This is a genomic window from Inquilinus sp. OTU3971 (assembly GCF_038440215.1).
On sequence record NZ_JASATH010000135.1, the window covers coordinates 1 to 22,238 of the forward strand.

Consider the following 22,238-nt stretch of genomic DNA (forward strand, 5'->3'; position numbering starts at 1 on the left):
CCCGCCCGCCCCCCACGGCCGAGGCCTCCGCCGTCGTCGCCCATTGCGCGCGCCACGGCATCCGGCTGGTGCCCCAGGGCGGCAACACCGGCCTCGTCGCCGGCTCGACGCCCGATCCCGGCGGGGCGCAGGGCGTGCTCAGCCTCGACCGGCTCACGGGCCCGTTCGAGGTAGACGCCGCCAACCGCAGCGCCACCGTGGGCGCCGGCGTTCGCCTGTCCGCCCTTAACCAGGGGCTGGCGCCGCACGGCCTGACCCTGCCGATCGACCTCGGCGCCGATCCGATGGTCGGCGGCATGGTCGCGACCAACACCGGCGGGGCGCGCTTCATCCGCTACGGCGACATGCGGCGGCATGTGCTGGGGCTCGAGGTCGTGCTGCCCGACGCGCAGGGCACGGTCCTCGACCTGATGCGACCGTTGCGCAAGAACAACACCGGGCTCGACCTCAAGCAGCTGTTCATCGGCACCGGCGGCGCCTACGGCCTGGTCACCCGCGCGGTGCTGGAGCTGCGGCGCCTGCCGCAGCAATCGGCCACGGCCATCCTGGTGCCGCGCGACGACGAGGCGGTGATGACGTTGCTGACCGCCTTCGAGGAGCGGGTCGGCGATCATCTGGCGGCGTTCGAGGGCCTGTCGGGCGCCGCGGTCGAGCTGGCGCTCAAGCATCACGAGCGGCTGCGCAACCCCTTCGCGCCGCATCCGCCGCCGCCCTTCTGCATCCTGGTCGAAATCGAGCGCTCCTGGGCCGCGCGGGAGCAGGAGCCGTCGATCGATGCCCTGATGGAGCAGGTGCTGGCGGAGATCTGGGACCTGCCGGGCAGCCCGCTGGCGGACGCCATGCCGGGCCGCGGCTCCGAGTTCTGGGCCCTGCGGCACGTGCTGAGCGAGAGCCTGGCGGCGGAGGGCCGGGTGGTCGCCTTCGACCTCGGCTTCGCGCGGGCCGAGGTGATGCCGTTCCGCCGGGCGATGACCGAGATGCTGGCGCAGCGATATCCGGAGGCGCGGATCTGCGATTTCGGCCATGTCGGCGATGGCGGCGTGCATTTCAACCTGGTGCTGCCGCGCGACTCTGCCCTGGCGCGCGACCCGGCGCCGCTGCGCGAGCTGGTGTTCGGCGAGGCGGCCGGGCGCTTCGGCGGCAGCTTCAGCGCCGAGCACGGCATCGGCCGGGCCAACCTGGCCTTCTATGAGCGCTTCGTCGCCGACCGTGAGCGCGGCCTTGCTGGGGCGATCCAGGATCTGGTCGCTCCGGGCGGCCTGGGTTCTGTGGATTTCCGCGCCGCGGCATCGTCGAGGGGCCCATCGTAGCGGCAAGGTGACAGGCCGCCAGGTTTCAATCCAGCGCGAAGGCCTCGTGGACGGCCGATTGCAGCGACCCGCCGAGGACGGCGCCGCCGCCCGCCACATAGATCGCATCGCCCAGCACAGTCGCGCCGACGGCGTGGCGCGGGGTCGGCATCGGCGCGTGCTGCTGCCAGGAATCCGTCTTCGGATCGTAGCTTTCCGTCTGCCCGAACACCTTGGCCTGCCGCGCCACGCCCTGCTCGAGCACGCCGCCTTCGCCGCCCATGGCGAACAGGCGGTCGCGATAGACCACCAGCCCGTGCCCGGACCGTGCCGTCGGGATCGGCGCGCGTTCCTCCCAGGTGTCGCGGTCGGGCAGGTACGCGTGGTGCAGATCGGTGTTGTACTCGAAGGTGTTGAAGCGCCCGCCGATGATGTGGATCACGCCGTCATAGGCCACGCAGCCGACATGGTCGCGCGCGCCCGGCAGGGCCTTGCGCATCTCCCACCGGTCCGACTGCGGATCGTAGACCTCGTGCCAGCCGACGCTGGCCCGCTCCGCCACCGGTGCCGCGGCCCCGCCGATCAGATGGACCTTGCCGTCCAGCACCATGGCCGCGGCGGCGCCGCGGGCGCGGGGCAGGGGGGCGATGGCGCTCCACCGGTCCGCGGCCACGTCATAGGCATAGGCGTTGGTGTCCGGATCGCGGTTCTGCTGGATGAAGCCACCGAAGGCGTAGACCCGGCCGGCATCGGCCGCGACCGCCACATGGTTGGCGCCGCGTGGCAGCGCGGCCGCATCGAACCATCGATCGGCGCCGGGATCGTAGACATGGTGATAGGCGCGGTCGACGCGGCCTTCGCCATAGCCGCCGACGATGTGCATGCGGTCCGCCCAGGCCGTGGCCCAGGCCATCTCGCTGCGCGGGATCGGCAACGGCGCCCGAGCAACCCAGTGGCCTTGCGGCCCTTTCGGCGCCGGGCTGTCGAACACGCGCTGGGCCTCCTGCGCGGGTTCGAGATGGTGCACGAAGTCCCCATCCTTCAGGCGGGAATAAGGCGCGGGCGAGGGCGGTGCATCCTTCAGCGGCGGCAGGTGATCCGCGTGCTGGGCGAGGGCTTCGGCTCCGAATGCGGCCGTCGCAACTCCCGTCGCGAGAAAGGTCCGGCGATCCATCAGGGGCCTCCCGGAGTGGTCGTGGAGACTGGATGATACGGGGCGGGGGCATCCGCGCAAGCATCCGCCCGCTTCGGCGTTCTGCATTCGAAATTGCATTTTGTGCTCTATAGTGCAAATTTGGGGGCGCCGAAGCCGGGAGATCCTTGCGTGACCGTGATGACTGCAGCCGCATCGCTGACCTCGGGCGGCCGCCGATACCGCATCATCGACCTGCGGCACGCGGCCGGCGCCGATCTCGGCCGGCTGCCCACCATCCACCGCATCCTGCTGGAGAACGTGCTGCGCCATGCCGGCGAGGACGCGCCGCGCGCGGCCGCTGCGATCCTCGCCTCGCTCGGCTCTGGGTGGAGCAGCGAGGAGATCCCGTTCCTGCCCGGCCGCGTGCTGATGCACGACACCACCTGCGGCCCGGCGCTGGTCGACATCGCCGGGATGCGCTCGGCCCTCGCCGAAGCCGGGGGCGACCCGCGGCGACTGAACCCGGTCCTGCCGGTCGACGTCTCGACCGACCATTCCCTCGCCGTCGACGTGTTCGGCGCGCCGGATGCGATGCGGCGGAACATGGAGCGCGAGCTCGGCCGCAACGCCGAGCGCTACCGCTTCATGAAATGGGCGACCAAGGCGCTGTCCGGCGTCCGCGTGCACCCGCCCGGCACCGGCATCATGCACACGCTGAACCTGGAGCGGCTGGCGACGGTGGTGGGCACCGCCGAGCGCGACGGCACTGCTGCCTGGGCCATGCCCGATACGCTGATCGGCACCGACAGCCACACGCCGATGATCAACGGTATCGGCGTGCTGGCCTGGGGCGTCGGCGGGCTCGAGGCCGAAAGCGTGTTCTTCGGCATGCCGGTGATGATGCGGGTGCCCGACGTGGTCGGCGTTCGGCTGACCGGTCGTCTGAGGCCGGGCGTGCTGGCGACGGACCTGGCGCTGACCGTCACCGAGCGGCTGCGGCGGATCGACCTCGCCGACCGCTTCGTCGAGTTCTTCGGCCCCGGCGTCGCCACCCTGTCGGCGGGCGACCGCGCCGTGGTCGCCAACATGGCGCCGGAGTTCGGCGGCAATTCCGGCTATTTCCCGATCGATGACCAGACGCTGCGCTATCTGCGCGGCACCGGCCGCGCGGAAACACAGGTCCGGCTCGTCGAGGACTATGCCCGCCGCCAGGGCCTGTGGTTCGACCCGGCGGCGGTGCCGCGCTACACCGAGACGATCGAGTTCGACCTCGGCGAGGTCGAGGTCAGCCTGGCCGGCCCGCGCCGGCCGCAGGACCGGATTTCGGCGGGCGCCACCGTCCCGGCCCTGGCCCCGATGCTGCCGGCCCGGCCCGCCGCCCCGGCGGCTGGGGAGCCGGGCGACGGGGCGGTGGCGATCGCCGCGATCACCAGCTGCACCAACACCTCCGATCCGCGCCTTCTCGTCGCCGCCGGCCTCCTGGCCCGCAAGGCGCGGGGCCTCGGCCTCAGGCCGCCGGCCTGGGTGAAGACCTCGCTGGCGCCGGGGTCGCCGACGGCGGAGCGCACCCTGCGCCGGGGCGGCCTGCTGGAGGATTTCGAAGCCGCCGGCTTCGGCATCGTCGGCTATGGCTGCACCACCTGCATCGGCAATTCCGGGCCGCTGACGCCGGCGATCGAGCGGGCGATGGACCGCATCCTCCCGGTCGCCGTGCTCTCCGGCAACCGTAACTTCCCGGGGCGGGTCCATCCGCAGCTCGAGGCCGGGTTCCTGGCCTCGCCGCCGCTGGTCGTCGCCTTCGCCCTGGCCGGCGACGTGAACCGGGACATCCTCGCCGATCCGATCGGCCGGTCGGCCGCCGGCGCCGAGATCCGGCTCGCCGATCTGTGGCCGACGGGGGTCGAGATCGACGCGGCGCTCGCCGCCGCCGTCGACCCCGCCGACTATGCCGCGGCCTACGACCGAGCCGAGGCGAACGAGGACTGGGCGCGGCTCGACGCCCCGGAGGCGCCACTGTTCCCCTGGGACGAGGCGTCGACCTATATCCGCCGGCCGCCCTTCGCCGGCTTCGGCGCCGGCACCCGGCTCGGCGCCTACCGCGCGCATCCCCTGATCGTGCTCGGCGACGACATCACCACCGACCACATCTCGCCGGCCGGGCAGATCCCGGCGGACAGCGAGGCGGCGGAGCATCTGGTCGCGCGTGGCGAGGACCGGCGCGACCTCAATGTCTTCGCCGCGCGCCGCGGCAACTGGCAGGTGATGCTGCGCGGCCTGTTCACCAACCGCAGCGTCTGCAACCTGCTGACGCCGGGGATCGCCCCCGGCTCGACCATCCATGCCGGGTCGGGCGAGCACCTGCCGCTGTGGCGCGCCGCCGAGCGCTACGAGCGCGACGGCGAGGCCGTCGTCATCGTCGCCGGCGAGCGCTACGGCATGGGATCGTCGCGGGACTGGGCGGCCAAGGGCGCCGCGCTGCTCGGCGTCCGCGCGGTGCTGGCGCTCGGCTTCGAGCGCATCCACCGCTCCAACCTGATCGGCATTGGCGTCCTGCCGCTGCGGCTCGCCCGGCATCCGGCGGAGCTGGGGCTCGCGCCCGGCGACCGATTGGCGATCGAGGTCGACCCCGACCGGCTGGCGCCGCGGGCGGCCGTCGCGGTGACGCTGCATCGCACCGCGGGCGGGACCGAGGCGCTGCCGGCCACCGCCGCCGTCGAGACCACGCTGGAGATCGAGATCCTGCGCGCCGGCGGGATCATCCCCCTGATCCTGCGCCGGGCCATGGAGGCGGACGGCTGAACCGCCGGCCGGCGCCCGGTCAGAGGAAGCTGTTCGCGATCAGCTCCTGCGTATAGGGCGCGGCGACGGTGCGGGCGCGCAGCGCGTCGGACGACAGCTCCTCGACGCAGGCACCGTCCTTCATCACCAGCACCCGGTCGCACATCTGGCCGACCACGGCCAGGTCGTGGCTGACGAAGACATAGGTCAGCCGGTGCTCCTCGCGCAGGGCCATCAGCAGGTTCAGGATCTCCGCCTGGATCGAGACGTCGAGGGCCGAGGTCGGCTCGTCCAGCAGCACGATCGACGGCCGCAGGGCCAGCGCCCTGGCGATGGCGACGCGCTGGCGCTGGCCGCCCGACAGCTCATGCGGATAGCGGTCGGCGAAGCGCGCCGGCAGGCCCACCCGCGCCAGCGCCCCCGGCACATGGTCCCACGGGTCCGGCAGGCCCATGGCGATCAGCGGCTCGGCCAAGGCACGGCCGATGCGGTGCCGCGGATGCAGCGACCCGTAGGGGTCCTGGAACACCATCTGCACCCGGGCCAGCTCGTCGCGGCCGCGCCTCGGCTCGACCGGCTTTCCGGCCAGCTCGATCCGGCCGGTCCAGCGCTGCTCCAGCCCGGCCAGGGAGCGCAGCACCGTGGACTTGCCGCAGCCGGATTCGCCGACGATGCCCAGCGCGCCGCCGGGCTCGACCGCGAAAGACACGCCCTTCACCGCATGCGCCGTGCCGCGGCGGGACTGGAAGCGCACATCGAGATCCACGACCCGGACCATCGCCTCGCCGGGGCTCATCGGGCGGTCTCCTCGAGGGCGGCCAAGCGGGCCCGGTCGATCACCGGCAGCCGGTGCGGCCGCGGGCCGTCGAAGCCCGGCATCGAGGCGATCAGACCCCTTGTGTAGGGATGCGCCGCCTCGTCGAGCGAGCGCAGCTCCTCCACCACCCGGCCGGCATACATCACGAGAATACGGTCGCAGAAGCGCGCGACCATGCGGATGTCGTGGCTGATCAGGATCAGGCCGGAGCCGCTCTCGCGCACCAACCCGTCCAGCAGGGTCAGCACGTCCTGGCGGACGCTGACGTCCAGCGCCGAGGTCGGTTCGTCGGCGATCACCAGCTTCGGCTTGTTCAGCAGCATCATGGCGATCATGGCGCGCTGGCCCATGCCGCCCGAGATCTCGTGCGGGTACAGCGCCATGGTCCGCTCCGGATCGCGAATCCGGACATGGCCCAGCATCTCCAGCGCCGCCTTGCGCGCCGCCCGAGCGCCCAGTTTCAGATGTACCCGCGCGGATTCCGCGATCTGCACCCCGATCGGCTTGACCGGGTTCAGCGAATAGCGCGGGTCCTGCAGGATCAGGGCCATGTCGCGGCCGCGGATCCGGGTCAGCTCGCGCTCGCGCAAGGCCAGCAGGTCGCGGCCGGCGAAGCGCAGCGTGTCGGCCTGCACCTGCGCGCCCTTCGGCTGCAGCCGCATGATGGCGCGCCCGGCCGTCGACTTGCCGGAGCCGGATTCGCCGACGATCCCCAGCCGCTCGCGGCCCAGCGCGAAGCTGACGTCGCGCACCGCCCGGGTGGTGTACGCCCCGTGGCCGAAGGTGACCGACAGGTTCTCGACCTGCAGCATTGGGGTGTCAGCGGGCATGGCGGGGATCCAGCACGTCGCGCAGGGCGTCGCCCAGCAGGTTGAAGGCCAGGCTGGTCGCCAGGATCGCCAGGCCGGGCATCACCGAGACCCACCAGGCGTCGAGCATGAATTTGCGGCCGCTGGAGATCATCGCCCCCCATTCCGGCGCCGGCGGCTGGGCGCCGAGGCCGAGAAAGCCGAGGCCGGCCGCGGTCAGGATCACTCCGGCCATCGACAGGGTCAGCCGCACGATCACCGATGGGATGCACATCGGCATGACATAGAGGCCGATCAGGCGCAGATGCGAGGCGCCGTAGAGCCGTGCCGCGGCGATGTATTCGGCCTGGCGCACCACCAGGGTCTCGGCCCGCGCCAGCCGGGCGATCGACGGCCAGGCGGTCAGCGAGATGGCGACGATCGCGGTGCCGAGGCCGGCGCCGAGCGCCGCGGCGAAGGCCAGCGCCAGCACCAGCGATGGGAAGGACAGGACGATGTCGGTGGCCCGCATCAGCACGGCGTCGACACGCCCGCCGCAATAGCCGGCGACGACGCCGATCAGGAGGCCGATCGGGCCGATGATCAGGGTGACCGTGCCGACGATCTGCAGCGTGATCCGGCTGCCCCAGACCAGCCGGCTGAAGATGTCGCGCCCCAGTTCGTCGGTGCCGGCGAGATGGGTCCAGCCGGGCGGCTGCAGCACGTTGTTCAGGTTCTGCACGGCTGGGTCGTAGGGGGCGATCCACGGCGCCAGCAGGGCGATCACCACCAGGACGCCGATGACGGCCAGCCCGGCCATGCCCAGCTTCTCGCGCCGGAAGCGGCGGATCTGGGCAGACCAGGCGCCGCCGGCCGCCGGTTCCGCCGCGGCGGCGGGCATCGGCTGCTCTGCCTGCATCGACATCAGCGGGCCTCCCGCGTGCGGGGGTCGAGCGCCAGATAGGCGGCGTCGGCCAGGACGTTGAGGATCATGAAGATCAGGCCGATCAACAGGGTGCAGGCCAGGATGGCGTTCATGTCGCCGATCATCAGCGCATTGGTCATGTACTGGCCGATGCCCGGCCAGGAGAACACGATCTCCACCAGCACCGCCCCCTCCAGCAGATGGCCGTAGGAGATCGCCAGGATGGTGACCAGCTGCACCGCGATGTTCGGCAGGATGTGGCCCCAGACCACGGCCGGCAGGCGCAGGCCCTTGGCCCGGGCGGCGATGATGTAGTCCTGGCCCAGCTGTTCCAGCGTGAAGCTGCGGGTCATGCGGACGATATAGGCCATCGCGGCATAGGCCAGGATGCAGGCCGGCAGGATCAGGTGGCTCAGCGCGTTCCAGAAGATCTCGTGCTCGCCGGCCAGCAGGCTGTCGATCAGGATGGCGCCGGTCCGCGGCTCGACGATGTCCTCGTAGAACACGTCGATCCGGCCCGGCCCGCCGACCCATTGCAGTCCGGCATAGAACACGATCAGCCCGACGATGCCGAACCAGAACACCGGCAGGGAATGGCCCAGCAGGGCCAGCACCCGCGCGATCTGGTCCAGGAGCGTGTCGCGGTACAGCGCCGCCAGCAGGCCGAGCGGAACGCCGACGACGACGCTGAGGATGATGGCCAGCGTCGCCAGCTCCAGCGTCGCCGGGAAGGCGGCGGCCAGGTCCGACACCACCGGGTTGCCGGTCAGCACCGCGGTGCCCAGGTCGCCCTGGGCCATGTTCTTCAGATAGACCCAGAACTGCTCGGGGATCGGCAGGTCCAGGCCCATCTTTGCCCGCATCGCCGCATAGGCCGCCGGGTCCGCCAGCTCGCCGACGATGGCGCCCACCGGATCGGACGGCATCAGCCGCCCGATCACGAAGGTGAGGCACAGCAGGACCAGCAGGCTGAGAGCCAGGCTGAAGAGGCGGCGCAGCAGCTTCAGCGGCAGGTCGCGGGTCATGTCGTCTCCTGTCCGCCGGTCGGCATCGCGGTCACTCCGCCTTCTTGCTGACGATGTCCAGCCGGACGCCGCGGAAACCCTGGCCGACGAAGTTCTCGACGTCGCCGGACACCACCACCGGCGAGAACCGCTCGAACATCGGCAGGATCGCCGGGCCGCTGGCCAGGAACTGCTTCTGGATCTCGGTGTAGAGGGCCTCGCGCTTGGCGCGGTCCTCCTCGCCGCGGGCCTGCACCGTCAGCTTGGTCAGCTCCGGGATGTCCCAGGCGGACCGCCAGGTGAAGTAGCCGGAATTGCCGTTGGGGCTGTTGTCCGGGTTGTAGGTGAAGTTCTGCAGCGACCCGATCGGGTCGGCCATGTTGCCGCCGCCGGTCAGCGGCATCAGCAGGTCGAAGTCCCGGCCGCGGTGGGCGGCGATGATCTGGCTGCCGTTGCCCTGCTCGATCGAGACCTTGATGCCGATCTGGGCCAGCGAGGCCTGGATCGCGGTGGCCAGGTCGACGCGCGGGGTCTCGGCGATCGTCTTCAGGGTCAGCGGGAAGCCGTCCGGGAACCCGGCCTTGGCCAGCAGCTCCTTGGCCTTGGCGACGTCCAGCGTATAGCCGGGGTCGGGCAGGGCGGTCGGGTAGTTCTCCGGCACCGGCACCTGGCGGACCCGGCCGTAGGGGCCCATGATCGTCTTCTGCATGCCGGCATAGTCCAGGCCCCAGGCGATGGCGCGGCGGACGTCGGGATTGGCCAGGTACTGGTTCCGGGTGTTCATCGCCAGCACGTAGAAGCCGCCGGTCGGCACCCGCTGGGTGACGAAATCCGCCTTGCCGTCGAAGGCGGCGATGTCGGAGGCGGCGAGCGCCGTGGCCACGTCGATGTCGCCGCGCTCCAGCAGCAGGCGCTGCACCTGGCTTTCCGCGACGTGGCGCAGCACCACCCGCTTCATCGCCGGCGCGCTGCCCCAGAAGGCGTCGTTGCGGTCCATCAGGATGATCTCGTTCGGCGACCAGCGGCGCAGCACGAACGGGCCGGACCCGGCCGAATTGGCGCGCAGCCAGGCATTGCCGAAATCGTTGTCGGCCTCGTGCTTGGTAGCCTCGGCCTTGTCGATCACGGCGCCGTTGTTGCCCGACAGGGCGAACAGCACGAATTCGGCGATCGTGCCTTCCGGCAGCTTCAGGCGGAAGGTCTTCGGGTCGACCACCTCGAGGAAGCTGTCGATGTTCTTTTCGTCATAGCCGTAGGGCTTCCACAGCGACGCGGCGGCCTGGTTCAGCTTCAGCATCCGCCGCAGCGACCACGCCGCATCCTCGGCCGTGACCGGGTTGCCGGAGGCGAATTTGGCGTCGCGCAGATGGAAGACGATGGACCGGCCGTCGACCTCCCAGCTCTCGGCCAACTGCGGCACCAGCTTCGTCGGGTCGTTGGGGTCGGTCGAGACCAGACGGTCGTAGATGTTGGAGGTGATGATCCAGGACCCCGACTCGGTGGCCTGGCCGGGGTCCAGCGACAGCACCTGCGCCAGCGACGCGCCGATCACCAGCTGGTCGGCCGGCGTCTTGGCCGCGGCAGTGCCGCACACCGGCACCAGAGCGACCGCCAGGGCCAGCAGCCCGTTCCTCCATCGTCCCACGGTAACGTCCTCCCTCATTTTTGGTATGATGTCTGTTGTCTGACGACTATCATCGGCGGACTTGACTTCGCAAGAGTCAAATGTGTGACTGCCATCGACGAACGGGCGGAGGGCACGCCCCCAGAAAGACGTGACGAGGAGGAGCGGTGCCGAACTCAATGGGAGCCGAAGCGGGACCGCCGCGGCGTCGCGAGAAGCTGGCCACCGCGGTCGCCGAAGCGTTGCGCAGCCGGATCGCCAACGGCGTGCTGCCGGTCGGCGCCCGGCTGCCGACCGAGCAGCGCCTGATCGACGAGTTCAACGTCAGCCGCACCGTGGTGCGCGAGGCGATCGCCGAGCTGCGGGCCAAGGGGCTGGTCGAGCCACGCCAGGGCGTCGGGGTGTTCGTGACCCCCGGGGCCGAGCCCGAGCCCGGCCTCCTGTCCGGCGACTTCACCCGGCTGTCGGAGGTGCTGGAACTGCTGGAGTTCCGCATGGGGGTGGAGATCGAGGCGGCCGGCCTGGCGGCGCTGCGCCGGTCGTCGCGGCAGGAGGCCGAGATCCTGCTGGCGCATGACCGCATGATCGCCGCCGTGGATATCGGCGGCAGCGCCGTCGATGCCGATTTCGGGCTGCACCTGGCGATCGCCGCGGCCACCAACAACCACTTCTACAGCGACGTCCTGACCTATCTCGGCAAGCGCACCATCCCGCGCAGCCGGCTGGGCGAATCGGCCGAGGCGACCACCGGCTATCTGCGCAAGGTGATCGTCGAGCATGCCCGAATCATCGAGGCGATCGAGCGCCAGGACCCGGACGGCGCCCGCCTGGCAATGCGCCATCATCTGACCGAAAGTCAGCGCCGCTACCGCGCCCTGGGCGGGCTGCAGGCCGACGCCGAATCCTGACTGGCGTGGCCGCGTTCCGGCTTGTCATCAGTCATATGATGTCATATTAGCTCAGCCAACAAAGCTGATCGCAGGGAGGGTGCGGGCATGTATCTCGGAACGCAGAACGGGATCCGGGGCGACGATGATTACCGGGTCCTGAGCCAGCTCGGCGTCCGGCACCTGAACGACAACCCGCCCGGCAACCCGCATGACTGGTCGCTGGACGTGCTGCTGCGTCACCGCGAGAAGGTCGAGGGCTTCGGCCTGGTGCTCGACATGGTGCAGCTGCCGCTCGGCTCCCGCCCGATCGAGCAGTCGGACAGCCCCGACATCCTGTCGGCCGGGCCGGACCGCGACCGCCAGATCGACTCGATCTGCCGGCTGATCGAGAACCTGGCGCGCGCCGGCATCCCGGCGGCCAAGTACAACCTCAACATCATCGGCATCCCGCGCACGCCGGACGAGCCGGGCCGCGGCGGGTCGCTGAACGCCTCCTTCCGCTGGGACAAGGCCGACCACGACGCGCCGCCGACCGTGATCGGCACCCTGTCCGAGGACGAGAACTGGGAGCGCATCGACTATTTCCTCGAGCGCGTGATCCCGGTTGCCGAGGCGAACAGGATCCGGCTGGCCTGCCATCCGCACGACCCCTATACCCCGCCCGGCTATCGCGGCGTGACCCGGGTGCTGGGCACGGTCGAGGGGCTGAAGAAGTTCGTGCTGATGCGCGAGAGCCCCTATCACGGCCTCAACTTCTGCCAGGGCTCGGTCGGCGAGATGCTGGAAGACCCGGGGAAAGAGATCGACGACGTGATCCGCTGGTTCGGCAGCCGGGGCAAGATCTTCAACGTCCATTTCCGCAACATCCGCGGCGGCAAGCTCTCCTTCATGGAGACGTTCCCGGATGAGGGCGACATGGACATGTGGCGGTCGATGAAGCTCTACGCCGAGCTCGGCTACCCCTACATGGTGATGCCGGACCATGTGCCGACGATCAGCGGCCGCGACCCGGAAGGCGTCGCCTTCGCCTTCTGCTACGGCTACATCGCCGCCCAGCTCGAGGCGCTGAGCCAGCTCTACCCGGGGTCCGTGACCCGCTGATCCGATCGAACGAGGCCTTCATGGATCCCCAGCTTCTCAAAGGGGCCCTGTCCGCAGGGCTCCTGTCCTTCCCCGTGACCCATTTCGACGCGGATTTCCGCTTCGACCGCGCCGGCTACGAGGCGCATGTCGGCTGGCTCGGCGGCTTCGAGGCCGCGGTGCTGTTCGCCGCCGGCGGCACCGGCGAGTTCTTCTCGCTGACCCCTGCCGAGGTGCCGCAGGTGGTGCGCGCGGCGAAGGCCGTCGCGGGCTCGACGCCGATCGTCTCCGGCTGCGGCTACGGCACCCATATCGCGGTCGAGATCGCCCGGGGGGCCGAGGCGGCGGGGGCCGACGGCATCCTGCTGCTGCCGCCCTATCTGATGACGGCGGAGCAGGCCGGGCTGTACGCCCATGTCAAGGCGGTGTGCGACGCCGTCGGAATCGGCGTCATCGTCTACAACCGCGACAATGCGGTGCTGTCGGCCGACACCATCGCCCGGCTGTGCGACGTCTGCCCGAACCTGGTCGGCTTCAAGGACGGCCACGGCCAGGTCGATCTGGTGCTGGAGATCACCCGCTGGATGGGCGGCCGCCTGGCCTATATCGGCGGCATGCCGACGCATGAGGTGTTCGCCGCACCCTATTTCAGCGCCGGCGTCACCACCTATTCCTCGGCCGTGTTCAACTTCGTGCCGGAGCTGGCGCAGCGCTTCTACCGCGCCCTGCGCGACGGCGACACGGCGACGACTGACGCCCTGCTGCGCGACTTCTACTACCCGCTGCTGGCGATCCGGAACCGCGGCAAGGGCTACGCCGTGTCGATCATCAAGGCCGGGCTGGCCGTGCTCGGCCGCTCCGCCGGCCCGGTGCGCCCGCCGCTGACCGACCTGAAGCCGGAGGAGATGGTGCAGCTGCGCGACCTGCTGGCCCGGCACGCGGAGGTCCTGGCGCCGGCCTGACCGGCCGCGCCGTCATCGGAAGGGGCCGGCAGCGATAGCGCTTTGCCGATGGTGTAAACCGATCTACATTTTCCCTCGAGGATGTCCGCAAGCAGGCGCTGCAGCTCGGCCTGTCCGGCTGGGAGTGATGCTGCCCGAAACCAGCCCGCCCGGGCCCGCCTCGCCGGTGGCCATGGCGCGACGCTCCCGCTCCTCGCCGTCCCGGCGCCGCCGCAGCGACGCCTATCCGCTGTGGTTCCACCTGTCCGCCGCGATCGTCTTCGGCGCGCTGTTCCTGGTGCCGACCCTGGCGTCGCTGTTCTTCAGCCTGACGCGGTGGACGCTGTTCAGCTACGCCTTCTTCAACCGTCAGATCGTCGAGGGCATGACGGCGGGCGCGGTCAAAGGTTGACCGGTTGTCCGGAGGCGCGCGCCGGAATAGACCGATGCGTGCTGCCGTGCGGGGATCGTCGATTGAGCAAGCGTGCCACCATCCAGGATGTCGCCGACCGGGCCGGGGTCTCGCGTGCCGCCGTGTCGAAGGTGCTGCGCAACGCCTACGGCCTGTCCGACGAGATGCGCCGTCGGGTCGAGGCGGCGATGCGCGAGCTCGCTTACCGGCCGCAGATGGCGGCGCGGGGGCTGCGCGGGTCGACCTACACTTTGGGCGTCCTGATGTCGGACATCCGCAACCCGTTCTTCCCGGACATCTTCGACGGCGTCGTCGCCCGGCTGAAGCAGACGAAGTACCAGCCGCTGCTGGGCGTCCGCCCCTCGGCCGACGCGACCGAGCGCAGCCTGATCGAGACCATGCTCGACCGCAATCTCGACGGATTCGTGATGATCGCGCCGCATCTCGAGCGCGACTATCTGGTCGAGACCGCGCGGCAGGTGCCGTTTGTCGTGATCGGCCGGCACGACAGTGGCGGCGGCTTCGACACTGTCAACAACGACGATCGCGCCGGCGCCGCCGCCGTGGTCGACCATCTGGTCGCGGCGGGCCATCGGCGCATCGGCTTCCTCGGCCTGGAGGCGAGCAGCGCCCGAGAGATCAACCCGGCGCGCGTGCGCCGCGAGAGCTACATCGAGGCGATGGCGCGCCACGAGCTGGAGACCGCCATCGTCGACACAAGGTGGAGTCCCGATTCGATGCATGAGCGCGGGCACGCCGCCGAATGGCTGTCGCGACCCGATCGGCCGACCGCGATCTTCGCATGGACCGACAAGGTCGCCATCGCCGTGTTGGCGGCGGCGGACGATCTCGGCCTGCGCGTGCCGGACGACCTCGCCGTCGTCGGCTACGACAACTCCTGGGTCGCGGCCCTCCCCCAACTCTCGCTGACATCGGTGGATCAGGACGCGGTCACGCTGGGGCGGACCGCGACGGACCTGCTGATCGACCGGATCGACGGCCGCCGAAGCGAGCACCACGCCGTCACGACCCCGCAGCTGATCGTGCGCCGGTCCACCGATCCCGGCCGATAGCGGGCGCGAAGCCCTGATTTCCGGTTGCGCCGACCGGTGGATTGGTGAAGCATGTGTAGATCGGTCTACAATCAAGCATGGCCGGCTCAGGGGAGGGAAGGCGAGATGACGACAGAGGCAGCAGCCCTCCCGCGCCGGCGCTGGCAGGCCGAGATGATCGCGCCTCGGGCGGACCGGGGAGAGGGCGGTCCTGCGAGCTTCGTGGCGCGCGGCTTCGATCTCGCTGCCGTTCCGGCCGAGGCCACCCTGTTCGTCTCGGCGCTCGGCCTCTATCGCTGCTTCATCAATGGCGAGCGTGTCGGGCGCGACCTGCTGACACCGGGCTGGACCTGCTATGACGACCGCATCGCCTACCAGGCCTATGACGTGGCGCCGCTGCTGCGGCCCGGCGCGAACCGGATCGAGATCTGGCTCGCCGACGGCTGGTATCGCTCGCCGATCATGTGGGGGGAGAAGCCGGTCCGGAACTGCTGGGGCGACCGGGTGGCGGCGATCGCCGAGCTGGCCGGACCGGAGGGAACCCTTCTGCGCACCGATGCGGCCTGGGTCAGCGGCGAGCTGCCGATCCGGAAATCCGGTATTTATTTCGGCGAGATCTACGACGCCCGTCGCGAAGCCCTGGCCGACAGCCACGGCGTCGAAGTGCTGACCTTCGACAAGGCGCTTCTCGTCGCCCATGAGACGACCCCGGTCCGCGAGTTGCCGCCGCTGGCGCCGGTGGCGTCCTGGACCGACGCCGAGGGCCGCACGGTCTATGATTTCGGGCAGAACGTCGCCGGCTATGTGCGCACCACCATCCGCGGCCGCGCCGGGGCGGAGGTGCGGGTGGAGCATTCCGAGGTGCTCGGCCCGGACCGGCATTTCGACAATCGCAACTATCGACGGGCCGAGGCCGAGACCCGCTACACCCTCGGGGGCGGCGACGTGGAGACCTATGCGCCGCACTTCACCTTCCACGGCTTCCGTTACGCGCGGGTGACGCTCAGCGGCGAAGCGGAGGTCGAGGCGATCCGGTCGATCCCGATCTCCTCGGTGCCCGACCCTGCGGGCGGCTTCACCTCGGGCCATCCGCTGGTCGACCGGCTGGTGCAGAACACGATCTGGTCGCAGCGCGCGAATTTCATCGAGGTCCCGACCGACTGCCCCCAGCGCGACGAGCGGCTCGGTTGGACCGGCGACGCCCAGGTCTTCGCCGGCACGGCCTGCTGGCTCGCCGACAGCCACGCCTTCCTGCGCAAATACTTGCGCGATGTGATAGCGGACCAGCGCGACGATGGCGCGGTGCCGCATGTCTCGCCCGACCCGACGCGGCTGCATCCAGACCATTTCCCCGGCTTCTTCGGGTCGACCGGCTGGGGCGACGCCATCGTGGTCATCCCCTGGGTGCTGTACACCCATTACGCCGACCGCGACGTGCTGGCCGAATGCCGCCCTGCGATGGTCAAGTGGGTCGACTTCGTGTGGTCGATCTCCGACGGCCCGGTGGTGCGCCCGCCGCCGCATTGGGGCGAGCGCGGCTTCACCTTCGGCGACTGGCTGCAGCCCATCGGCGACAACCGCAAGCCGCGGCCGACCATCGCCGACGATTGCGCGGCGACGATCTACCACTTCATCTCGACCGACCTCCTCGCCCGCATCGCCGGCGTCCTGGGCGACCGGGAGCTCGCGGCGCGGATGCAGCAACGGGCGGACACGATCCGGGCCGCCTTCGCGCATGAGTTCATCGCGCCCTCGGGCCGGCTGGCGCACAACGACCAGACCTCCTACGCGCTCGCCTTCCTGTACGACCTAGTGCCGGAGCCGCAGCGCGAGGCGGCGAAATCCCATTTCCGGCAGGTCGTCATCGACGCCGACCACAAGATCGGCACCGGCTTCATCGGCACGCCGGCGCTGCTGCCGGCCCTGACCAGGCTCGGCCTCGACGACCTGGCGGCGAAGGTGTTCCTGCAGCAGGACGTGCCGGGCTGGCTGTACCAGGTGGCGCAGGGCGCGACGACGATCTGGGAGCGCTGGGACGCGATGGCGCCCGATGGCACGATCTACGACCCCAGCATGAACAGCTACAACCACTACGCCTATGGCGCGGTGTGCCAATGGCTGTTCGAGAGCGTCGCCGGCCTGGCGCCCGACCCCGAGGCGCCGGGCTTCGCCCGCGTCATCGTCGACCCGGTGCCGATCCCGGCCCTGTCGCCGGTCTCGGCCTTCCACGACGTCCGGCAGGGCCGGATCGAGGCGTCCTGGTCCTGCGAGGGCCGGCGGGTGGTCTACACGCTCACGCTGCCCGAGGGCTGCGAGGGACGCTTCCGCCCCGGCCCACGCCATGGCGACCCGCGGCTCGGCGCCGCGCCGGTCCGGGGCGAGGCGATCCTGCCGCCCGGCACCCACAGGCTGACCTTCCTGCTACCGGACCGGAGCGAGCCGTCCGGCTGACCGAGCGGCTGCTCTAGGGAGCCGGCGCGACACCGTCTTCCGCCATTCCGGTGATGACCCGCTCGACCGCCTCGACGCTGGTGTGCCGGGGATCGATGTCGTCCGCCACCACCCGGCCGCGGCGCATCACCACGATGCGGTCGACCACCTGGAAGACGTGGTGGATGTTGTGCGCGATGAAGATGCAGGAATGCCCCGAATCCCGGGCGTTGCGGACGAAGCGCAGCACCCCTTGGGTCTCCGCCACGCCCAGGTTGTTGGTCGGTTCGTCGAGGATGATCAGGTCGCTGTCGAAATGCATGGCGCGGGCGATCGCCACGGCCTGGCGCTCGCCGCCGGACAGCGAGCCGATCGGCGTGTCGGGCGGGATGTCCTTGCTGATGCCGACCCGCTTCAGCAGGTTGCGCGCGACGGCGTCCATGGCGGCGTGGTCCATGCGGTTCAGCAGGCGCGGCCCGCGGATCGGCTCGCGGCCCAGGAACAGGTTGCGGGCGATCGACAGCTGTGTCACCAGCGCCGAGTCCTGGTAGATCGTCTCGATGCCGAGGGCGATGGCGTCGGTGGTGCTGCCGATCTCCACCTTGCGGCCGCGGATGAAGATGTCGCCGCTGGTGTACGGCACGGCGCCCGACAGGATCTTGATCAGCGTCGACTTGCCGGCGCCGTTGTCGCCGAGCAGGCCGACGATCTCGCTCTCGCCGACCGTCACGCTGACATCCTCCAGCGCCCGGACCCGGCCGTAATACTTGCTGATATGCGCCATGCGGATCAGGGGTTCGGCCATCGCTGTCATGTCCCTGCCTGGTGCCGGCGTTCGAGCCAGGAGTGCAGCGCCATCATCCCCAGGATGATCGCGCCGATGAAGATGTTGTAGGCGAGGCCGGGCACGCCGATCAGGACGATGCCGTTGCGCATCACCCGCAGGATGAAGATGCCCAGCACGGTGCCGAGGATGGTGCCGCGCCCGCCGCTCAGCGCCGTGCCGCCGATCACCACCATGGCGATGACCTCGAGCTCATAGCCGGTGCCGCTGTTCGGGTTGGCGGCCGAGGTGCGGATCGAGCTGATCACCCCGGCCAGGGCGGCCATCATCGACGACAGCACGAACAGCGCGATCTTGGTGCGGCCGACGCGCACGCCGCGGGCCCGCGCCGCGCCGGGGTTGCCGCCCGCGGCCTGGATCCAGTTGCCGGCCTTGGTCTGGTTCAGGACATAGCCCATCGCCAGCGCGGCGGCGGCGAACCAGAACAGCGACATGTAGATGCGGAAGCCGCCGACGAAGAAGTCCCCGGCCAAGAGCCAGGCCAGCCAGTTGCCGCCGGTGTTCCAGGTCCGCTGCGGGAAGCCGTCGGTGATGAACAGCGCCGTGCCGCGCACCACCAACAGCATGCCGAGCGTCACCAGGAAGGACGGGATCTTCAGCCCGGTCACGAACCAGCCATTGACCAGCCCGATCAGGCCGGCGACGGCCAGGGCGGCGACGAAGCCGACCTCCAGCGGCGCCGTGCCGCTGTTGAACAGCGTCCACATCAGCACCGGGGCGAAGCCGAAGACCGAGCCGACCGAGAGGTCGAATTCGCCGGAGGTCATCAGCAGCGTCATGGCCAGCGCGATCAGGCCGAGCTCGACGGTGAAGGCCAGGGTGTTGCTGATGTTCTGGGGCGAGAGGAATTCGGGGTTGATCGCCCAGAAGGCGGCGAGCTCGACCACGAGCAGGATGAGGGGCCCGAATTCGGGCTTGGCCACCAGGCGGTGGACGATCGATCGATGTTCCAATGGAGAGTCCCGAGAAGGGGTCTGCGCGGCGGCCGCGGCCGCGCAGACCGGTGTAGCCCTACTTGCCGGACAGGATCTTGTCGTAGACCGCCGCGGTGTCCTTCTCGTACAGCGCGCCGGTGATGACGTTGAACCCGGGCGGGATGCCGCCGGACGCCATCGCCGCCAGCGACAGGGCGACGTAGCTGGTCGCCTGCGGGTCCTGCCACTGCCCCGCGTTGACGTAGCCGGTGAGGACCTCCTGGGTGGTGTCGAGCGAGTTGCCCCAGCCGATGACGGGGATCTCGCCGGGCTTGACGCCGGCCTGGTCGAACACGCGCTTGATGCTGCCGGTCACCAGGTCGCCCAAGCCGATGATGGCCTTGATCTTGGTCCGGTTGGCGGTCAGGTAGTCGACCATCCGGCTGATGGCTTCGGCCTGGTCCAGCGTGTTGTCGGTCACCTCCCAGGTAATCCCGAGCGGCTTGAACACGCTGGCGATGCCTTCCTCCTCCTGCACGCCGTAGGTCGCGCCCGGGACCTCGACCGGCAGCCAGACGAAGTCGCCGGACTTCACCAGGCCCTTGTCGACCAGGTATTGCGCCCAGTTCCGGCCGAAGGTGGTGTTGTCGCCGCCGACATAGGCGTCGAAACCGGCCTTGGGGTCGGGGGTGTTGAAGTTGATGATCGGGATGCCCGCGGCCTTCGCCTCTTTCACCACCTCGATCAGGCTGCCGGGATCGGGGCTGGTGGTGACGATGCCGTCCGCCTTGGCCGCGATCGCGGCGCGCACCGCTTCCTGGTGCGACGGCACGTCGCCGCTGTGGAACGAGGTGTTGACCGTCTGGCCGGTGTCGGCGGCCCATTGCTTGGCGCCGGCCAGGAAATAGGTCCAGACCGGGTCTGCCGGCCCTCCATGCGAGATCCAGTAATAGGTCTTGGCCTGGGCCGCGGCCGGCGCGGCCAGCGCCAGCAGAACGCCGCAGAACAGCAGCGACAATCGCCTGAACATGCGTTTCCTCCCCTGTTATCGCCGCCTTCTCACGATCGATGGGCGGACATGCATCGAGACTGACACAGGTACGGGCAACCCGGCGATGCGGATCGCCACGGCAGGCCGCTTCAGCGGGTGCCTTCCGGCTGGGTCTTCGCCTCGACGGTCTCGTCGCGTTCCGGGTCGAAGAAGGCGCGGTGGCCGGCGTCGAGCGTCAGGCCCAGCGCCTTGATCCGGTCGTCCGGCACCTTCTCCAGCCTGGTGTAGCCGGGGTGGTGGTGCGCCTTGTACGGATCGTTCCAGGCGGCGTTGTAGCAGCACAGCATGACGTTGCGCGAATGCTCGGACTTGTTCTGCTCCGAGGCGTGCAGCGTGTTGGCGTGGAAGAAGCAGACATCGCCCGGCGCCATCTCCATGTAGTCGCGCGGCATCCGCTCCAGCGCCTGGTTCACCCGCTCCATGTCGGCGCCGGTCTGGCCGCCGACCCGGCCATGGTCGATCCGGCCCAGCTTGTGGCTGCCGCGGATCATCTGCAGGCAGCCATTCTCCTTGGTCGCCCGGTCGATCGCGATGGCGACCGACAGCATGTCGGGATAGAGGCAGCCATTGTTGTACCAGTAGCCGTAATCCTGGTGCCAATCCCAGGCGCCGCCGGCCCGCGGCCGCTTCATCGTCAGCTTGGAGTGGTAGTGGTAGACCTCGCCGCCCAGCAGCCGCTCGGCGCCGCCGACCATGCGCTCGCAGCGGGCGAAGGCGCCGAACAGGTCGTCGCCGGGATGGTTCCACAAGGCCAGCTCGGTCGATCCGCCCAGGCTGTCCTTCAGCGCCACGACATGGCTGCGGATGCCCTCGTCCTGCGCGATCGCCTGCTGCAGCAGGCCGATCTCCTCGGCGTCGAAGAAGCCGGGCTTGACGACATAGCCGTCGCGCCAGAAGGCGGCGTGGTCGGCCTCGATCAGCTGGGGAAAGGGCATCGGGTCCTCCTGGACTTCAAGGCAGGTTCTCGCGGGTGAAGATCTCGATCCGCATCGCCGCGGCCGGGGCGGCCGGCTCGGCCGGACGGGTGTGGTGGCCCAGCAGCAGACGCAGCGTTTCCGCCGCCTCGGCCCGTGGGTTCTGGTTGATCGCGGCGTCCATCACACCCTCGATCAGGAAGCGGCGGGTGTGCGGCGTCAGCTCATGGCCGATATAGACGAGATGCGGCTCATCCGCCGGCCGGCGGCGCAGCACCTCGGCGACGCCGCGGTTGCCGCCGCCGATGTTGTAGAGGCCGATCAGGTCGGGATGGGCGTCCAGCAGCCGGGCGGTCACCGTGGCGCTCTGCTCGACGCTGTCATGGCCCTCGACCAGGGCCGGGACGGTCAGGTTCGGGAAGCGCTCGCGCAGCACGCTGCGGAAACCGGCCTCGCGCTCCTCATGGCCGCGATAGGCCAGGCTGCCGGCGATCAGCCCGACCTCGCCCACGTGCCCGGCCAGGAAGCGGCCCATCAGGTCGCCGGCGGTCCGGCCGGCAGCGCGGTTGTCGACGCCGACATAGCCGATGCGGGCCGATTGCGGCAGGTCCGACACCATGGTCGCCACCGGCACGCCGGCCGCCGCCAGCTCCGCCACCGCCTCGCGCACCGCCGGGTGGTCGAGGGCGATGAAGCCGATGCCGTCGCTGCTCCGGCCGACCCGGCGCAGCGCCTCGGCCAGGGCGTCGGGATCGAAGCCCTCGATCAGGTGCAGCCGCGGCTTCACGCCGAAGGCGGTGAAGTCGCGCTCGGCCGCCAGCACCGCCTCGCCCAGGTCGCGGATGAAGGTGTTGCTGCCGGCCGGCAGCACGATGTCGAACTGCAGGATCCTGCCGCGCGACAGCAGGCTGGCGGCCAGGTTGGGGGCGTAGTTCAGCCGCTGCACCACCGCCTGGACCCGGCTCGCCGTCTCGGCGTTGACGCCGTCGCGGCCGTTCAGCACCCGGTCGACCGTGGCCAGGCTGACCCCGGCCTCGCGGGCGATGTCGACCATGCGGGCCTTGGCGGGGAAGGGAGAGGCGGTCTGCTTCATCCGGCCACCCGCTCCCTTTCGAGTCCTCCCTCCCCTTGGGGGCTACGGCGTTCACGCATCGCCTCTTTTGAGTCCCCCCTCCCCTTGCGGGAGGGGGGTAGGGGGAGGGGGGTCTCTCGGATCGAGCCGGCCCAGACTGTCGCAAACCGGCATGGACGGCGAGTTCGGTGTCCTGCCCGTTCGCGCGCGGACGCGCGCAGCCCCCTCCCCCTGGCCCCCCCCCCCCCCCGGGGGGGGGGGGGTTAATAATAAAAAAA

The 22,238-nt window shown here is 70.2% G+C and carries 19 protein-coding genes; 8 read left to right on the forward strand and 11 right to left on the reverse strand.

Annotated features, from left to right (window positions below; translation table 11 throughout):
• A partial coding sequence (locus AAHM41_RS27575) for an FAD-binding oxidoreductase (protein WP_342239814.1) occupies positions 1-1,310 on the forward strand: 1,310 nt, incomplete at its 5' end.
• A gap of 25 nt (positions 1,311-1,335) precedes the next feature.
• Here AAHM41_RS27575 and AAHM41_RS27580 read toward each other — a convergent pair.
• Positions 1,336-2,463, reverse strand: a complete 1,128-nt coding sequence (locus AAHM41_RS27580; RefSeq protein WP_342239815.1) for a Kelch repeat-containing protein — start codon at positions 2,461-2,463, stop codon at positions 1,336-1,338.
• 159 nt (positions 2,464-2,622) lie between these two features.
• On the opposite strand from AAHM41_RS27580, the gene acnA reads away from it, so the two are divergent.
• The gene (gene acnA / locus AAHM41_RS27585; RefSeq protein WP_342239832.1) at positions 2,623-5,223 is read left to right on the forward strand and encodes an aconitate hydratase AcnA; all 2,601 of its coding nucleotides are present in this window, start codon (positions 2,623-2,625) and stop codon (positions 5,221-5,223) included.
• 19 nt (positions 5,224-5,242) lie between these two features.
• Here acnA and AAHM41_RS27590 read toward each other — a convergent pair whose 3' ends face one another.
• From AAHM41_RS27590 to AAHM41_RS27610, 5 genes are read right to left on the reverse strand one after another with little or no spacing between them, the layout of a single operon-like run.
• Entirely contained in the window at positions 5,243-5,998 is a 756-nt protein-coding gene (locus AAHM41_RS27590) for an ABC transporter ATP-binding protein (protein WP_342239816.1), read from the reverse strand.
• Positions 5,995-6,849, reverse strand: a complete 855-nt coding sequence (locus tag AAHM41_RS27595) for an ABC transporter ATP-binding protein (RefSeq protein WP_342239817.1) — start codon at positions 6,847-6,849, stop codon at positions 5,995-5,997. The genes AAHM41_RS27590 and AAHM41_RS27595 overlap by 4 nt, the downstream gene beginning before the upstream one ends.
• A complete protein-coding gene (locus AAHM41_RS27600) occupies positions 6,839-7,732 on the reverse strand; it encodes an ABC transporter permease (protein WP_342239818.1) in 894 nt (297 codons plus the stop codon). Before AAHM41_RS27600 ends, AAHM41_RS27595 begins: the two co-directional genes overlap by 11 nt.
• Positions 7,732-8,757: an ABC transporter permease gene (locus AAHM41_RS27605; RefSeq protein WP_342239819.1), complete on the reverse strand. Its 1,026-nt coding sequence runs from the start codon at positions 8,755-8,757 to the stop codon at positions 7,732-7,734. The genes AAHM41_RS27600 and AAHM41_RS27605 overlap by 1 nt, the downstream gene beginning before the upstream one ends.
• A 31-nt stretch (positions 8,758-8,788) precedes the next feature.
• The gene (locus tag AAHM41_RS27610; RefSeq protein WP_342239820.1) at positions 8,789-10,381 is read right to left on the reverse strand and encodes an ABC transporter substrate-binding protein; all 1,593 of its coding nucleotides are present in this window, start codon (positions 10,379-10,381) and stop codon (positions 8,789-8,791) included.
• A gap of 146 nt (positions 10,382-10,527) precedes the next feature.
• Between AAHM41_RS27610 and AAHM41_RS27615 the strand changes: the two genes are divergently transcribed.
• The 6 genes from AAHM41_RS27615 to AAHM41_RS27640 all read left to right on the forward strand — a co-directional run bounded on the left by AAHM41_RS27615 (position 10,528) and on the right by AAHM41_RS27640 (position 17,186).
• Positions 10,528-11,268, forward strand: coding sequence for a FadR/GntR family transcriptional regulator (locus AAHM41_RS27615; RefSeq protein ID WP_342239821.1), 741 nt, complete (start codon positions 10,528-10,530; stop codon positions 11,266-11,268).
• Between the two features lie 87 nt (positions 11,269-11,355).
• On the forward strand, positions 11,356-12,351 hold the full coding sequence (locus AAHM41_RS27620) for a mannonate dehydratase (protein WP_342239822.1): 996 nt from the start codon (positions 11,356-11,358) through the stop codon (positions 12,349-12,351).
• Positions 12,352-12,371: 20 nt separating this feature from the next.
• Positions 12,372-13,292 (forward strand): 5-dehydro-4-deoxyglucarate dehydratase, encoded by a 921-nt coding sequence (gene kdgD, locus AAHM41_RS27625; RefSeq protein ID WP_342239823.1) that lies wholly within the window; start codon positions 12,372-12,374, stop codon positions 13,290-13,292.
• 127 nt (positions 13,293-13,419) lie between these two features.
• Entirely contained in the window at positions 13,420-13,683 is a 264-nt protein-coding gene (locus tag AAHM41_RS27630; protein ID WP_342239824.1) for a hypothetical protein, read from the forward strand.
• A gap of 62 nt (positions 13,684-13,745) precedes the next feature.
• Positions 13,746-14,756, forward strand: coding sequence for a LacI family DNA-binding transcriptional regulator (locus tag AAHM41_RS27635; protein ID WP_342239825.1), 1,011 nt, complete (start codon positions 13,746-13,748; stop codon positions 14,754-14,756).
• Between the two features lie 105 nt (positions 14,757-14,861).
• Entirely contained in the window at positions 14,862-17,186 is a 2,325-nt protein-coding gene (locus tag AAHM41_RS27640) for a family 78 glycoside hydrolase catalytic domain (RefSeq protein WP_342239826.1), read from the forward strand.
• Positions 17,187-17,199: 13 nt separating this feature from the next.
• Here AAHM41_RS27640 and AAHM41_RS27645 read toward each other — a convergent pair whose 3' ends face one another.
• From AAHM41_RS27645 to AAHM41_RS27665, 5 genes are all read right to left on the reverse strand, one after another.
• Entirely contained in the window at positions 17,200-17,970 is a 771-nt protein-coding gene (locus AAHM41_RS27645) for an ATP-binding cassette domain-containing protein (protein ID WP_342239827.1), read from the reverse strand.
• A gap of 5 nt (positions 17,971-17,975) precedes the next feature.
• Positions 17,976-18,962 (reverse strand): ABC transporter permease, encoded by a 987-nt coding sequence (locus tag AAHM41_RS27650; protein ID WP_342239828.1) that lies wholly within the window; start codon positions 18,960-18,962, stop codon positions 17,976-17,978.
• A gap of 58 nt (positions 18,963-19,020) precedes the next feature.
• Complete coding sequence (locus AAHM41_RS27655) at positions 19,021-19,953, reverse strand: substrate-binding domain-containing protein (protein ID WP_342239829.1); 933 nt, start codon at positions 19,951-19,953, stop codon at positions 19,021-19,023.
• A gap of 110 nt (positions 19,954-20,063) precedes the next feature.
• Complete coding sequence (locus AAHM41_RS27660) at positions 20,064-20,909, reverse strand: phytanoyl-CoA dioxygenase family protein (protein WP_342239830.1); 846 nt, start codon at positions 20,907-20,909, stop codon at positions 20,064-20,066.
• Positions 20,910-20,925: 16 nt separating this feature from the next.
• Positions 20,926-21,981 (reverse strand): LacI family DNA-binding transcriptional regulator, encoded by a 1,056-nt coding sequence (locus AAHM41_RS27665; RefSeq protein WP_342239831.1) that lies wholly within the window; start codon positions 21,979-21,981, stop codon positions 20,926-20,928.
• Positions 21,982-22,238: the final 257 nt, after the last annotated feature.

Coding starts and splice junctions, on each gene's coding strand:
- AAHM41_RS27660 (WP_342239830.1), bottom strand. CDS start 20,909: ATGCCCTTTCCCCAGCTGATCGAGGCCGACCACGCCGCCTTCTGGCGC.
- AAHM41_RS27605 (WP_342239819.1), bottom strand. CDS start 8,757: ATGACCCGCGACCTGCCGCTGAAGCTGCTGCGCCGCCTCTTCAGCCTG.
- acnA (WP_342239832.1), top strand. CDS start 2,623: ATGACTGCAGCCGCATCGCTGACCTCGGGCGGCCGCCGATACCGCATC.
- AAHM41_RS27665 (WP_342239831.1), bottom strand. CDS start 21,981: ATGAAGCAGACCGCCTCTCCCTTCCCCGCCAAGGCCCGCATGGTCGAC.
- AAHM41_RS27655 (WP_342239829.1), bottom strand. CDS start 19,953: ATGTTCAGGCGATTGTCGCTGCTGTTCTGCGGCGTTCTGCTGGCGCTG.
- AAHM41_RS27580 (WP_342239815.1), bottom strand. CDS start 2,463: ATGGATCGCCGGACCTTTCTCGCGACGGGAGTTGCGACGGCCGCATTC.
- AAHM41_RS27600 (WP_342239818.1), bottom strand. CDS start 7,732: ATGTCGATGCAGGCAGAGCAGCCGATGCCCGCCGCCGCGGCGGAACCG.
- AAHM41_RS27595 (WP_342239817.1), bottom strand. CDS start 6,849: ATGCCCGCTGACACCCCAATGCTGCAGGTCGAGAACCTGTCGGTCACC.
- AAHM41_RS27620 (WP_342239822.1), top strand. CDS start 11,356: ATGTATCTCGGAACGCAGAACGGGATCCGGGGCGACGATGATTACCGG.
- AAHM41_RS27645 (WP_342239827.1), bottom strand. CDS start 17,970: ATGGCCGAACCCCTGATCCGCATGGCGCATATCAGCAAGTATTACGGC.
- AAHM41_RS27630 (WP_342239824.1), top strand. CDS start 13,420: ATGCTGCCCGAAACCAGCCCGCCCGGGCCCGCCTCGCCGGTGGCCATG.
- AAHM41_RS27590 (WP_342239816.1), bottom strand. CDS start 5,998: ATGAGCCCCGGCGAGGCGATGGTCCGGGTCGTGGATCTCGATGTGCGC.
- AAHM41_RS27640 (WP_342239826.1), top strand. CDS start 14,862: ATGACGACAGAGGCAGCAGCCCTCCCGCGCCGGCGCTGGCAGGCCGAG.
- kdgD (WP_342239823.1), top strand. CDS start 12,372: ATGGATCCCCAGCTTCTCAAAGGGGCCCTGTCCGCAGGGCTCCTGTCC.